Genomic DNA, 13,733 nt, shown 5'->3' on the forward strand with positions numbered 1-13,733 from the left:
CTTCACTTATGTCATTCTCCTGCAGATCGGTAGATTACGAAATTTCCCTGAAACACCATTTCATCAGCGACATAAGTAAACACTTCCACCTTGGCCTTCCCCTTCTGGCCGGCAATGGACCTGACGTAGGCTTTGGCAATGCATTTCTCGCCGAGGCGCACCTGTCTCAAAAACCGTATATCCGCTGAAGACGTCAAAGCGATTTCTTCATTGATCACGGCAATGGCAAGCGAATTGGCCTGAGCGAACACATAATGTCCGCGGGCAATCCGCGTTTTGCTGAAAACATGTTCCTCACGGATTTCAAATATCGATATTCCGCTCTTGTCCAACTGCAGGTCAACGACATCCCCGATCACCTCTTCAAGCGACAAGGAACGAACCTGGTCATAGGAATGCTCCGCCATCTGCTTCATTCGCTCACGGAGCTCCGGGATGCCCAGTTCCATACGGTCGAGGCGTATCGTTTGAATGCTTACTTTAAGCTGGCGAGTCAACTCGCGGTCCGTAACAAAGGGATTCTCGTCGATCAGCTGAATCAGCCGCTGGTGACGGTCTTTCTTGGATAAACGATCGATGACGAAACAACTCCTTCTGCCGCTATGGTAGCCGCCAATCTTCAAACATACTTATATGTAAATTAGTCGCAAATATTAGAACCTGGTACTAATGTTAAGTATAAATCATGTCACGTTAAAAAGAAAGAGGGACTTCAGACAAAAAAAATAGCACCTCACCAAAGATGAAGTACTACTTATTTAGAAACTATTGTTTGATGATCTCTCTTGCTTTATACGTTCCGCACACTTTACATACGCGATGAGCAAGCTTCAATTCACCACATTGCTCGCATTTCACCATGCCTGGCACAGCCAGCTTAAAATGAGTACGACGCTTGTCACGACGTGTTTTGGACGTTCTACGTTGAGGTACTGCCATGTTCCCACCTCCTTATCAATTCAACCCGCTGAACACGGGTGCCATATCCATCATCATTTAAAGAAGTCCTTCAGTCCGGCTAGCCTAGGATCGATCACTTCCGTATCGCAGTCGCAGGCGCCTTCATTCAGGTCCTTGCCGCAATTCGGGCAGAGTCCCTTGCAGTCGGCTTTGCAAACCGGAGCTAGCGGCAGGTGGAGCAGAAATGCTTCTTCTACATAGGGAGTGAGATCCACACTCTCACCCTGCACGTATGTAGTATCGTCATCCTCATCCTGAACCACAGATTCAGGATCTTCCACCGGCTGGAACACTTCATGAAAAGGGATGTGCACGTGCTCGCTGATCGGCTTCAGGCAGCGGGAGCAATTCATCTCCAGCTCGCCTTCTAATCGTCCGCGAACATCCACCGAACCGGTAACCGACGGAGTTGCTTTCAAATCCACGTCTAATGGCTTAACCGCAACAATATCCTTCCGGTCCTTAATGGCATTGCTTACATCCACGGTTTGATGGAACTGTAACGGTTGATCGCTGGTTGTCAATTTACGAAATTGAATTAGCATATCCATCACTCCAAACAAACAAAGATTATTATACCGATTCCCAGAGAGTTTTGTCAACAGGATAACCCTAACAACCTCTATATTGTTACCCGATATTTCTCTTCATACTACCAGAATTATAACACTCCCGGGAGGGGCGCTTATGGTTGCAGGAACGTCATGCAATTATGTTATATTCTAATCAAGGAGTTGAAACGAATGAAAACGGTTGGCATAGTCGTTGAATATAATCCCTTACATAACGGTCATGTACTGCATTATCGCAGTTCCAAAGAAGTATCGGGGGCAGATGCCGTCGTCGCGGTGATGAGCGGTCCGTTTCTCCAGCGAGGCGAACCTGCCATCGCTAGCAAGCGCGCTCGGGCGGAAATGGCCCTTGCCATGGGCGTTGACCTGTGCCTCGAGCTGCCGGTAACCTATGCCGTGCAGCCTGCGGAATGGTTCGCGTTCGGTGCGGTAGCCATTCTGGAAGCTACAGGGGTCGTGGACTGCCTTTCCTTCGGATCCGAAAGCGGGACGCTGGAGCAAATCTTGCCGTTGTCCCGTTCGCTCGCAAACGAATCCGGCGAGCTTCGATCCGAAATCGAAAAGCGCCTCCGGGAAGGCATGAACTTCCCATCTGCCTACGGCGCTGCCGCCGCTGTCCTTTTCGGTGAATCCGGTCCTGCAACGGCAACGACAGAGCTGCAAGAGCTGCTCACGCAGCCGAACAACTCCCTGGGGCTGCACTATCTGATCGCACTCCAGCGCCTCGGCAGCCGCATTACGCCCTATACCATTCCAAGAGTAAGCGCACATTACCACGATCCGCTGCCGGGAACGTCATCCATTGCCAGCGCAACCGCCATCCGGAACATTATTCTGTCACAAGGCTTGGAAGCGGCCAGACCCTATATGCCGGAATTCACGTACGACATCATGGAACGGGAAATCAAGAGCGGACTAGCTCCGGTCCATTGGGAGCAGTTTCGCCAGCCGCTGTTCCAAGCTCTGCTCACGCATACACCCGCTCAGCTTGAAAGCTTCCTCGAAGTAACCGAGGGCTTGGAGCATCGTGTTCAGCGCTCGCTATCGCAGCTGGAACAGCCGACGGTTGACGCCCTTCTGGAAGCCTTGAAGACCAAGCGCTATACGCGTACCAAGCTTCAACGCATGCTGATGCACATCATGCTGAATCATGACAAGGCATCGATGAATCGTGAAGAGCTCGCCAAAGGTCCGGGATATATCCGGGTCCTGGGCTTCAGCGAGACGGGGCGTTCGCTGCTGAAACGAATGAAGCGAAGCGCTTCACTCCCCGTCATTCATCAGCCGGCTAAGCTGGAGCATCCTCAGCTGGAGCGTGACCTGGCGGCAGCCGCCGTCTATGCTAACGGGCAACCCAGGCCCCAAATCGGAAACTACTACAGCGATTACCTGCTGCCGCCGCTCACCCCTTAGGCGGCAGCTCCTCCAAATAATCCACGGCATCCTGCAGGTCATCGACCGGGATCAGCTTCATATCCGTTTTGATCCGGTCCGCGCGCTTTTTGGCCTCATCGTAATTTTTTTGAGGCACAAAAAAGATATCGGCTTCCTTCCGGTCGGCAGCCACGATCTTGTGCTTCACGCCGCCAATGGGGCCTACGGCGCCTGATTTATCGATGGTACCCGTTCCGGCTACCCGGTAACCCTTGCTTAAATCCCCTTCGGTAAGCTGATTATAAATCTCAAGGGTGAAGATCAGTCCGGCTGACGGTCCTCCGATGTTGGTATTCGCAAAGTGAATGGTGTGATCGGGATCAGCCGGCTCCACGTTCTGCATCGTGGCAATCATGACGCCTAATCCCGGACGCTCCGCGCCGGTCTTCTCATCCTTTATACTTACAAGCTTCACCTGTTCCTTCACGGTTTTCCCCTTGCGTTCAAGCTCCACGGAAACCTCTTCTCCGATGCTTTTCCCGCTTAACAGGCTGGCGATCTTCTCATTATCCTCTGCAGGCTGACCATCGATCTTGATCAATTTATCGCCAGGCCGAAAATGCTCGGCATTGGCCGAATTCTCGGAGATCGACATCACGAAGACGTAAGCGGGCTCGATCCTGTAATCGATTCCGGCCTCCTGATAAGCGGCTTCCATCGCGGAAGACTGTGAAGAATTCATATAATACACTTGCGTGGCCGCATACTCGTCCTTGCTCTGATCGCCCATTTTTTCGGCCTTCTTCACGACCTCTGCATTAGGATTAAACGCGGACAGCATTAACAAAGCCATATTGGCATAGCTTGCCGACACGGTAGTCATCATGAACGTACCCTCTTCCGCCGGATCGCCCTTCTCGACATTGATCATGGGACGAACCTCTTCGGCACTCCCGGGCTGGTATACAAGATAAGGGGTCGGCATATAAACGACAACGTACAGCATGACCCCGACCAGCAACAAATACAGCGCAATTTTTAAGCCATTCGGTTTTACGGACTTCTTCATGGTTTTCCTTCCCTCCGCCTCATATATCCAGCCTTCCACCAAGTTTGGTCTGACGGTTGTCTCCTCTGCATAAAGTTGTACTAGCCATGTTTACGCCGAAAGGAGATTCCTTATGAATAAAGACAACGCCGTCAAGTCATCCAACGGACTGTGGAACACCATTCTTCTCGGTGCCGCCGCGTTCCTGCTTGTACTGGCCGTCGTCAGCGCGCCCGAACCCGCCTTCCAAGCCACCCTGCAAGCACTCAAGCTGTGGTGGAATATCGTATTTCCATCTTTGCTGCCTTTTCTCGTGCTGGTTGAAATACTCATCGCTTACGGCTGGGCCCACGGGGTTGGCGTACTGCTGGACCCTATGATGAAAAAAATATTCAAACTCCCCGGTACTGGCGGCTGGGTTCTTATAACAGGAATGACAGCCGGGTTCCCGGCAGGCGCTCAGGCCGCGGCCGGCATGCATAAACAAGGCGAGCTCCGTGCCGTTGACGCCGGCAGGCTTGCCGCTTTGGCCCATTTTTGCAATCCGATGACCATCCTCGTTGTCATCGGAACCGGCCTGCTGCATAAACCGGAAGCCGGTTATCTGCTGCTGATCGTCCACTGGATATCCGGCCTGCTGGCCGCATGGACATTCAGTCTATTCAGCAAATCGCCCTCTGCAGAAGCCGGGAAGCAGGGCGCACCCGTCGATAATGACCGGATGAACGAATGGGCGAAGCGTCCGATTCTTCGACGGGCAGCCTCCGCCGCGCTGGACGCCCATCGACGGGATGGGCGAAGCTTCGGCAAACTCCTTGGCGAATCCGTTACCCGTTCGGTGCAGACCTTAATGATGACGGGCGGCTTTATCTTGTTCTTCGCCGTTCTTACTAGAGTATTGACCGGCCAGCTGCTGCCCCAGCTTCCATCCTATCTTGTGCCAGGGATATTGGAAGCCCATCTGGCCGCCCAATCGATCAGCTCCTCGGTGTTTCAAGCAGGGGCTCTGCAGCTGGCAGTCCTGTCCGCCGCACTGGCATGGAGCGGAATCAGCGCCCATCTGCAAAGCCTGTCGCTGATGCGGGAAGCCGGTCTCTCCTGGCGTTACTTTATGGCAAAGCGATTCCTGCATTCGATACTCGCCTTTGTCATTACATTGGCCATATGGAAACCGGTCAGCACCCTTTCCGCTGGCATCGTGCCGGCATTCCGAACGGAACCGATCGATCATGCCGATACGGAACAATTCTTCAATTTTTGGAGCGGACTGCCTTCTTTCCTGCAGGTTCAAGGCATGATCTGCTTGTTATTAATAGCGGCTTTCTGGCTGTGCTCCCGTTTTATCGGGCGTGATCCCCGCTGAATTTGCGGCGCAACGCCGCATCGACCTCGGGGCTGACCAAATCTGTAGTGTCGCCGTTAAAATGCGCGATTTCCTTCACAAGACTGGAACTCAAGAACGAATATTTCGGATGCGTCATCATAAAGATGGTCTCCGCATCCGGATTCAGCTTATGGTTGGTGGATGCCAGCTGAAGCTCATATTCAAAGTCGGTCACGGTCCGGATCCCGCGTACGATGACCTGGGCGTTCTTCTGACGGATATAGTTCGCCAAAAGGTCGCGGAAGCTGTCGATTTCCACATTCGGCAGATGCGCGGTCGCCTGTCTCAGAAGGTCCTTACGCTCGTCCACCGTGAAGAGCGGGTTCTTGCTTAAATTATTGAGAACGGCCACGATCAGCAGATCAAACTGCTTCGAAGCACGTGTGATGATGTCCATGTGTCCCATGGTGACCGGATCAAAACTTCCCGGGTATACGGCAACGCGGTATGTACTAGTATTCTCATTTGTCATCGTGTAATTCCTCCTCATCAAGCTCCGTCGCTTGATCTTGCGCTGTGTCATAACGGTATATCGATATGGCGGTTTCGCCGTATTTCGCGGTTCGGATACAATGAAAATCGCCAAATTCCTCAGCATAATTGTAACTTGATTCGTATTCCAATACCACCAAGGCTGAATCCTGCAGCAGCCCTCGCTCGGCCATATCCAGCATCAGTTCATCGCCGTTCTTGAACCTGTACGGCGGGTCCAAGAAGACCAGATCGAAGCCATAGCCTCGCTTTTCAAGCGCTTTAAGCGCCCGTGCCGCATCGTTGCGATATACCTCTGCGCTTTCCTCAAGCCGGGCCGCTTTCAAATTATCCTTGATCGTGCTAATGCTTTTCGGCTCCACATCAACAAAAACAGCACGATCCATCCCCCGGCTTAACGCCTCAATGCCAAGGCCTCCCGTGCCTGCGAACAGGTCAAGCGCGATTCCTCCCTCAAAGTAAGGGCCGATCATACTGAATATGGATTCTTTCACTTTATCCGTCGTCGGACGGGTGCTTGTACCCGGCACGCTTTTGAGCGGCCGGCCTTTTGCACTTCCGGATACTACTCTCACTGCTTCATTCACCCGTTTCATTATCTATAAATTAGATGCCCAGACAACGCCATGGACAGTGATTATCGTAACACAATCATCCCATATATGAAAAATGAAACGTAACAGCTCCCAACTTTTTTTCAGAGCAAGGTATATTTCTGCACCAGCCGGGCATCCTTGAAATATCGACATCAATGAATGTCGTAGACAACCGCGGAGAAGACTTACGTTTCCCCATAAGCTCTTCGTCCGGTTTCTCCTCTCCCATGAGGGAGTCACTTCGGTGGCTCCCGAACAAAAGCCCTGTAATATCAACATTCTGTTACGGGGCTTTTGTTCTTTTTTTATGTTCAGCCGCCAACCAAGTTGAGTGGCATTGTGTCATGTCAATCTGTTCCTTCCAATCAGACGAAGCACTTACCTGTGTAAAAAGCATAACCAATCCCTCTCAGCGAACGTTCTAACAATAAAGGGCATGGTGGGGGGAACACGTGATGAACCTGTTTTTATATGCAGGATTGGCTTGCCTGGCGATTGCAGGGCTTCTATCCGGAGCGTTTATTACTACGGATTACCAACAAAGAGACTACTTCTTTACTGAACCCCAGGACGACCGCGCATCCAGGGAGAAAGTATCCATGTGGTTCTTACTAGCGGGTTTTGTATTTCTTGCGGTCGCCGGTATTGTGTATTTGTTCCGCTAAGTTGACATTGTGAACATTTACTGCACTCTCCGCCGCGGACGAGTAAAGGCACAGAAGCATCTGTCTCTAGGGGAGGTTCTGATTCATGAATTTTTTTGTTAGCCATGAAGATACAGGAGTAGAACGAACGAAAATGAAATATGCCTTGATCGTTTTAATCTCGGTTCTTACGTTCAGGAAACTCGCCAAAATCGAAACGTTGAAGAATGATTTATATGCGGCTCTATTGCTGTTGAAGGGAACTGATCTTACTTAATCAAGTTTCTGCCACCTATATTCCCCTCGGTAGTCCCTTAACTAAACTCCATTAGGTCGAGACAGTTCATCGAACTATCGCGAATTCAACCGGACAAGACGTCCCCGGATATCGGTGGGCGTTTTTTTGTTCCTTTTTAATCAACGCTCCCCTAAATCTTGCAGGAATAACGCCTATTTTGTCGAAAACAATGAGGTTGTTTGAAAATTATTCCTATTTGTACAGTGAAGAGAGGTCATGTAAGTGAAAAGAACGTTGTATGTTCTCCTGTTGTTCAGCATGCTCGCAGGGCTTGGTTTTGCAGGGACGACGCAAGACATCGCTTCTGCCGACGGGGCCGAGCTCCGGATCCAAGACATTGCCGGAAGAAACACCTATCTGATGAGCGACGGCTCCATGTGGTCCCTGATTGACGGGCGCCACGCCATTCGAACACCAGGTAACGTCGCAGCCATCAGCGGTTATGAATACGGCGGCATCGGCATGACGCAGGAGGGCCGCTTAGTAGAGTGGGACATCGGCAAGGGGCCCCAGGTCGTTCCGGGAACAAGCGGCGTGAAGCAGATAGCCGGTTCCTACTGGCTGAAGTCGGACGGTACCGTATGGGCCGGCGATGAAAAAGCGAAGAACCTCAGCGGCATATCGCTGATCTCCAATGCGGATCAGGAATTCGCTGCATTATCCTCCAATGGAGAGCTGCTGCTCCAGGATAACTACAAAAAGGGGCAGTTCAAAAAGCTCGGGATCGTGGAAAACCCGGCAGCCGTCAAATCCATGACGGTACACAGCGGACGCGTTGCCCTGCTGCATGACAACGGCGACGTTGTCGTGTACGAAACGTCCAACTTCGACGATAACGGGCGGATCATACCGGTTACCGTGGCCCAGAATGCAGCTCATATCGTCTATGCATCGAGTGAGCCGACGGATCTTCTCATTGTAACGCTCCAGGACGGAAGCGTATGGACTACCGGCGAGTATAAAGACCGCTGGAAACTCAAAGAGCAGATTACCGGACTTAGCGGGATCGTAAAAACATCCATCTATGGGGATGCAAAGGATTTGTCGGAAGGCTTTTATGCGCAGCGGAGTGATGGGAGCTGGGTACATCATAAGGAGGGACAGAATAAGAACATCGATGTACCGGTAGTCAAGAATTTGTCCGTTGCCATATCCGATGCGACGCCTTATGTAGGAGAATCGCTGGAAGTGAGCATCCAGGAAACCTATACGAACGGGGCGAAAATCAAGGTACCGGTTAAAGACGCCGTCATCGATATCGAGAAGCCGTATTTGTTGAGTATGCAGAAGAATGGGATGCTGAAATCTGCCGGCGTTGGCAAAACGCAGATTACGGTAAGCTCCGGCGGCCAGTCCAAATCGGTGACGGTATCGTCCAGCCTGCGCAACAATTTGAAATATGCAAAACAGGTCAACGGCAACGTCATGATACCGTCTAAATCCGTCATCCAGGCACTGGGCGGCACCTACTCGGCTAAAAACGGAAGCGTGGAGGCGAAGTTCGGCCAGACCCTGCTTTCGTTCAAAGCAGGCAGCAACCAGGCCAAGCTGAATGAAAGCACCATCCGACTCAAAGCCGCACCCGTGAACGACAAGGGCGAGCTGCTCATTCCGGCCTCCGTGTTATCCGATGCTCTGGGAGCTAAAACCACCTGGGATGCCAAGTGGAAGCAAGCGCAAATCTCCCTCGGCGCGGATGCGGCCATGACCGTCGTCTCCAGCGAAACGGCTGGATTGATCAAAAAAGCGATGCAGGGCAATTTGGTTAAGTATATCGGCCGAACGTATTGGGTGAACGAATTCGAAGATTTGGAACGCTTCTCGAAATTGACCGTTACCGACATTTTGCCTGACGACAAGGGCGAATTCAACGTAATCTTCAAATCGGCAACGGGGAAAACTATAAAAAGTTATCCTATGCGGTCTTCGGAAGTGACGCAGCTGTTTGCGGACCGTTCCTCGTTACTAACTTACGATCCCTATAAAAAACACAAATGGTCCGCTTCCGTCTGGAAGCAGATCAAAGCCGGGCAGGTTTCCCTCGGCATGACGAAAGAGCAGGTACAGCTTTCATGGGGGAACCCGGCTGCCAAAGACATTACCTCCGGCGGCGGAAAAACCATTGAAACTTGGGGGTACTCCAATTTCAATATCGTATCTTTCGTAAACGGGAAAGCCATATTGATCATGATGTAGCATGAAGGAGACACAAATTAATAAAGCTCGTTATTCATAAAAAAGACCGTCCTAAGAAGCAGCAATGCCTCTTAGGGACGGTCTTTCCTTGTGACTGCTCATGGTGCCTGGTATTCTCTTATTGATTCATTGGTTTTGTTCGCTCAAAAGATGGATTAGATAAATGCGCGAGTAATGATCACCAACAAGATGAACAATACCAAAATAGCACCTACAGAAGAGCCATATCCATAGCCGCCGCCGTAGCCTTCTCCTACTCCGCTCACAACAATCCCTCCTTTTTTGAACATACCACATGTTATGTCGTTTCCGCTAAAATGAACTGGGCTGCCGCCTGTTCGCGATAAGAATAGTGAACCCGCCCAAATGCGCGCATCTGCGGGTCTCTATACGCCGATGTTCCATGATTCCCATATGAAAGAGGCGTGGTGGAACCGTCGTTCAACCACGCCTCACTATAATTACTGTATTTTCTGCAGCTGCGGAACCTGTACTTTCTCATTCCGTTCGTTGTCATGGTCTGGATGCACGATTCGTCTGCGGCGATCGACCAAGCCTTCTTCTCCCAGCTCCCGATATTTGCGCATCCACACTTTCAGCCGTCCGATGTCTGATATTTGTAAGGCGGATGCCACTTCTTTCTTCGTCATGCCTTCCAGCCGCATGGCGACTGCCTTTTTCTTTGTTTCGAAACTGTAATGATGGAATGTCTGTCCCTTTTTCGCCATGATTATCACCTCTTTACTACCTATATCGGTTATCACCTGGCTACTTTCAATACCTGCGACCTATTCCGACATGCGCATCCTTTTAAGGTCTATAGAACCGACTGCATTTCCCCCTAAATAAATCCATGATATGGTATAATTTGGGCTAATACATTACAAGGAAATAGAGGGATTTATTTGTTTAAACTCATTGTTTTCGGATTTTTGTTTTACATTTTCGGCAATCCGATAACGGCGATTCTGGTGCTGCTTCTTATCGTGTACGTGCTGGATCGCCGTTTTGTCGGGGTATTTCCCAGTGTGACGAAGCCGTTCAAGCGTGCAAGGGCTATATCCAAGCTGCGCAGACAGATTGCGGTCAGCCCCAGCGACGTATCATCCCGGCACGAGCTTGCCCGATTGCTGCTGGAGCGTCGCAAGTATGGAGAGGCCCTAAAGCTCCTGGAAACCATGGAATCCAGTTTAGAGGATTCCGCCGAATTCTGGGACGATATCGGAAGCGCGCGTCTGCATACCGGCAGCATCGCTCAGGGAGAGGCGGATATCGTCCGGGCCCTTCAAATCAATCCGAGGGTCAAATATGGCCGGCCTTACCTTAGGCTTGCCGAGGCGTTTCGGGATTCGGATCGTGAGAAGGCACTCCACTATTTGGAGCAGTTCCATGCCATCCACTCTTCCTCCAGCGAAGCCTTTTATTTGCTGGGGTATATGTATCAATCGCTGGGAAGGGCCGAAGATGCCAAGAAATCCTATCAGGAATCGATGGACGTGTATCGCTCGCTGCCCAAATACAAAAAACGGCAGGAACGCAAATGGGCGGTTCGAAGTTGGTTCAGGAACTTATTCTAAGCGTTAATAATGGCTTAAACCAAAAGGACGTCCGTTAGAGGTCATGGGACCCGGGGACGTCCTTTTTTTGATGAGAATTTCCGTTTCTTATGCAAGTGGCTTGTACCCAAGCCGGTTTAACTGTTCCGCGATCACCCGGTACCCTCGGCCATTCGGGTGTAAACCGTCCACCGACATCAGTTCCTTCTCTCGGCCAGAAAATTGTGCGTAAATATCCGCAACGCGAAAATAGCCGTCGCTCAACCCCATCAAATGCCGATTGAACCGAATCACGTATTCCGTTGCCTCCGTCCAGGCCGGATATGGATTATACAGACCGATAGCGCGAATAAAATAAGGCTTGCTGGCCGGTGACTTTATTTTGCGGATATGTTTGACGATATTAGCCACATGGTTCTGGCATCGATACAAGGCGGTGTCCAGCACCTCCCGATTCGGTCGACCTCCCGTGGACTTCACCGCACGAATCAGGTCATTGCCGCCGATCGACATCGTGATAATCTGGGCCTGCTGCAAATGATAGCGATACGTTGGAAGCTGAACGACCCGATCGTATAATTCATCCGAGGTTAATCCATTGACCCCGAGATTCTCATGGGCCACGAATTGGCGAAGCTTCTCCTCCGCCATCCGACGGTATAACGGAACAAAACCGCTGCCAGGCATCGCCCCAAACCCAAAGGTCAAGGAATCGCCGACAGCGGTATAATGGTACACCAACATGTTCACCCCCTGCCCCGCTCGTTACGACATTATATGAGGAATGCCTCCTGTGCGAAACGGGTATATGAACTTGAATGGCAATTTTAATTCCAATCGGAGACGCAACATGCATCCATAGGAATGACTATTCTTCGGATTCCTCCACCTCATAAATGCAGCGGAATCTTTCGACGCCCGGGTACTTCTCTCCCAGGCTGTAAACCTCGAAACCGATACTGCGGTAGAAGTTCACGGCCTCTTCGTCCGTTTCCGCAATGACTCGTTCCGGTTTAGGCTGCACCTCGAGGAGCAGCTCCAAAATCAACCCGCGTCCGTATCCCTTCCCCCGATTCTCCGGCAGGACCGCTAAATGCCGGATGATAAGCTCGTCCTCCATCACATCAAAACCGATGACTCCCAGAAGAAGTCCGTCCTCCTCGTAGCCGAACAACCGGCTGTCGCCGCCCTGATAAAATGCAGCTGCCTCGTCCACCGCCTCCGGATCAGGGAAAACCGAGTAACTGAGCAGCTCCTTGATTTCGGGCTGCGACGCTTGCATCGTTATATCTTTAAGCATACCTATCTCCAATCTAAACTCATGTAGGACTACAGCATCTTCTCTGCGCTGATCCCCAGCTTGCGCAGCAGCATGGCCGCCTGCGCTCTTTCCTCGTCAGACAATCCGCTAAGCACCTTCACCATCAATTCCTGATGCTGAGGAAAGATGGCTTCGAAGAATTCCTTCCCCTCTGCGGTCAGCTCGGCATAGATCACGCGGCGGTCCTCAGCGGAAGCCCGGCGAACAAGCAGGTTTTTCTTCTGAAGCTTATCGACCACGTATGTAATGTTACCGCTGGAGATAAGCACCTTCTCCCCTATTTTTTGCAGCGGCTGCGGACCTTTGTGGTACAGCACATCCAATACCCCAAATTCGGTGGAATTCAAACCGTGGCTGTTGATGCTTCGATGCGAATGCGTCATCACTGCGTTATAAGCTCTGGCCAGGACTACCAGCAAATGCAGCGGGTAATCCTCGTGTTCTTGAAAATCCGACATACTTCACCCTCCGAAAGATATCATGTATTTAAGGTTAATGAACGCCGGATCAACTGTCAAATGTATTCTTGGCCTGCATGCTCGCGGAATGCAATATCCGTACCGAACCGTCCCGGCAGCCGATAATCGCTTGGTCGGCCATGCCGATGAACAGACCATGTTCAACCACGCCGGGTACAGTGCCTAAACGGGAGCTCAATTCCTCCGGCCCCGAGATTTCCCGAAACCGGCAATCAGCAATATAATTCCCGTTATCCGTTACATACAACCCTTCATCCGGCTGACGGCGCAATTGGACCGAACAACCAAGCTGTGCCAGGGATCGAATCGTCCACTCATAGGCAAAAGGGACAATCTCAACCGGCAGCGGAAAAGCACCCAGTTGTGGTACCGCTTTTGCCTCATCCGCCACAATCACGAGCCGTTCGCTGTGATAAGCCGTGATCTTCTCGCGAAGAAGGGCTCCGCCTCCTCCCTTGATTAACCGCAGCTGATCATCCAGCTCGTCAGCCCCGTCGATCGTCAAATCCAGGCGATCGATCTGGTGTACGGGCGTCAGGGGTATTCCTTGTTCCATCGCCAGCTTCTCCGAAGCGTCAGAGGTAGCCACGGCCTGGATCGAGAGACCGGACCTGACCATCTCCCCGATTTTGAGAATGGCGTAATAGGCGGTGGAGCCTGTGCCCAGACCGATCTTCATCCCGTCCTGAACATACTTGGCGGCATGCTCAGCCGCTATTTTCTTCATATTCATTTCACTCGTCATAGGACCCGCTCCTTCGTCTTAAGCTGAATCAAATGTTATAATATGGGGTACAGTGATCATTTTCATGC

Annotated in this window: 18 protein-coding genes; 6 read left to right on the top strand and 12 right to left on the bottom strand. The window is 51.3% G+C overall.

The window, feature by feature from the left end; translation table 11 throughout:
• Positions 1-11: 11 nt before the first annotated feature.
• The 3 genes from fapR to RB297_RS09755 all read right to left on the bottom strand — a co-directional run bounded on the left by fapR (position 12) and on the right by RB297_RS09755 (position 1,505).
• On the bottom strand, positions 12-623 hold the full coding sequence (gene fapR / locus RB297_RS09745) for a transcription factor FapR (RefSeq protein ID WP_015736373.1): 612 nt from the start codon (positions 621-623) through the stop codon (positions 12-14).
• 142 nt (positions 624-765) lie between these two features.
• Entirely contained in the window at positions 766-939 is a 174-nt protein-coding gene (rpmF, locus tag RB297_RS09750) for a 50S ribosomal protein L32 (RefSeq protein WP_006211382.1), read from the bottom strand.
• 53 nt (positions 940-992) lie between these two features.
• A complete protein-coding gene (locus tag RB297_RS09755) occupies positions 993-1,505 on the bottom strand; it encodes a YceD family protein (protein ID WP_096776724.1) in 513 nt (170 codons plus the stop codon).
• A gap of 198 nt (positions 1,506-1,703) precedes the next feature.
• On the opposite strand from RB297_RS09755, the gene RB297_RS09760 reads away from it, so the two are divergent.
• Complete coding sequence (locus RB297_RS09760) at positions 1,704-2,945, top strand: nucleotidyltransferase (protein ID WP_375120324.1); 1,242 nt, start codon at positions 1,704-1,706, stop codon at positions 2,943-2,945.
• Here RB297_RS09760 and RB297_RS09765 read toward each other — a convergent pair.
• Positions 2,935-3,975 (bottom strand): SepM family pheromone-processing serine protease, encoded by a 1,041-nt coding sequence (locus tag RB297_RS09765; RefSeq protein WP_375120325.1) that lies wholly within the window; start codon positions 3,973-3,975, stop codon positions 2,935-2,937. The two genes, RB297_RS09760 and RB297_RS09765, sit on opposite strands and share 11 nt — an antisense overlap.
• 112 nt (positions 3,976-4,087) lie before the next feature.
• Here RB297_RS09765 and RB297_RS09770 point away from each other — a divergent pair, with 112 nt between their 5' ends.
• Entirely contained in the window at positions 4,088-5,317 is a 1,230-nt protein-coding gene (locus tag RB297_RS09770; RefSeq protein ID WP_192571251.1) for a nucleoside recognition domain-containing protein, read from the top strand.
• On the opposite strand, the gene coaD is transcribed toward RB297_RS09770, so the two are convergent.
• Both coaD and rsmD read right to left on the bottom strand, forming a co-directional pair.
• Complete coding sequence (gene coaD, locus RB297_RS09775; protein WP_009595333.1) at positions 5,295-5,810, bottom strand: pantetheine-phosphate adenylyltransferase; 516 nt, start codon at positions 5,808-5,810, stop codon at positions 5,295-5,297. The genes RB297_RS09770 and coaD overlap by 23 nt on opposite strands.
• Positions 5,800-6,405 (bottom strand): 16S rRNA (guanine(966)-N(2))-methyltransferase RsmD, encoded by a 606-nt coding sequence (rsmD, locus tag RB297_RS09780; protein ID WP_096776727.1) that lies wholly within the window; start codon positions 6,403-6,405, stop codon positions 5,800-5,802. The genes coaD and rsmD overlap by 11 nt, the downstream gene beginning before the upstream one ends.
• A 476-nt stretch (positions 6,406-6,881) precedes the next feature.
• Between rsmD and RB297_RS09785 the strand changes: the two genes are divergently transcribed.
• From RB297_RS09785 to RB297_RS09795, 3 genes are all read left to right on the top strand, one after another.
• Positions 6,882-7,091: a DUF5316 family protein gene (locus tag RB297_RS09785; RefSeq protein ID WP_277746412.1), complete on the top strand. Its 210-nt coding sequence runs from the start codon at positions 6,882-6,884 to the stop codon at positions 7,089-7,091.
• Between the two features lie 85 nt (positions 7,092-7,176).
• On the top strand, positions 7,177-7,347 hold the full coding sequence (locus tag RB297_RS09790; protein WP_192571248.1) for a hypothetical protein: 171 nt from the start codon (positions 7,177-7,179) through the stop codon (positions 7,345-7,347).
• Positions 7,348-7,590: 243 nt separating this feature from the next.
• Positions 7,591-9,564, top strand: a complete 1,974-nt coding sequence (locus RB297_RS09795; RefSeq protein WP_375120326.1) for a stalk domain-containing protein — start codon at positions 7,591-7,593, stop codon at positions 9,562-9,564.
• A 155-nt stretch (positions 9,565-9,719) separates the two neighbouring features.
• On the opposite strand, the gene RB297_RS09800 is transcribed toward RB297_RS09795, so the two are convergent.
• Entirely contained in the window at positions 9,720-9,830 is a 111-nt protein-coding gene (locus tag RB297_RS09800) for a hypothetical protein (RefSeq protein WP_015736381.1), read from the bottom strand.
• 195 nt (positions 9,831-10,025) lie between these two features.
• Entirely contained in the window at positions 10,026-10,292 is a 267-nt protein-coding gene (locus RB297_RS09805; protein WP_015736382.1) for a helix-turn-helix domain-containing protein, read from the bottom strand.
• 177 nt (positions 10,293-10,469) lie between these two features.
• Here RB297_RS09805 and RB297_RS09810 point away from each other — a divergent pair, with 177 nt between their 5' ends.
• Complete coding sequence (locus RB297_RS09810; RefSeq protein WP_096776731.1) at positions 10,470-11,141, top strand: tetratricopeptide repeat protein; 672 nt, start codon at positions 10,470-10,472, stop codon at positions 11,139-11,141.
• 87 nt (positions 11,142-11,228) lie between these two features.
• On the opposite strand, the gene RB297_RS09815 is transcribed toward RB297_RS09810, so the two are convergent.
• The 4 genes from RB297_RS09815 to rpiA form a co-directional block, all read right to left on the bottom strand.
• On the bottom strand, positions 11,229-11,864 hold the full coding sequence (locus tag RB297_RS09815; protein ID WP_009595336.1) for a GDSL-type esterase/lipase family protein: 636 nt from the start codon (positions 11,862-11,864) through the stop codon (positions 11,229-11,231).
• Between the two features lie 124 nt (positions 11,865-11,988).
• The gene (locus RB297_RS09820) at positions 11,989-12,420 is read right to left on the bottom strand and encodes a GNAT family N-acetyltransferase (protein WP_090908142.1); all 432 of its coding nucleotides are present in this window, start codon (positions 12,418-12,420) and stop codon (positions 11,989-11,991) included.
• A gap of 29 nt (positions 12,421-12,449) precedes the next feature.
• Complete coding sequence (locus RB297_RS09825) at positions 12,450-12,899, bottom strand: MarR family winged helix-turn-helix transcriptional regulator (RefSeq protein ID WP_096776733.1); 450 nt, start codon at positions 12,897-12,899, stop codon at positions 12,450-12,452.
• Positions 12,900-12,948: 49 nt separating this feature from the next.
• Positions 12,949-13,665: a ribose 5-phosphate isomerase A gene (gene rpiA / locus RB297_RS09830; RefSeq protein WP_375120327.1), complete on the bottom strand. Its 717-nt coding sequence runs from the start codon at positions 13,663-13,665 to the stop codon at positions 12,949-12,951.
• Positions 13,666-13,733 lie beyond the last annotated feature (68 nt).

Source organism: Paenibacillus sp. CR_12 (assembly GCF_041953985.1).
GTDB classification, from domain to species: domain Bacteria; phylum Bacillota; class Bacilli; order Paenibacillales; family Paenibacillaceae; genus Paenibacillus_AQ; species Paenibacillus_AQ lautus_A.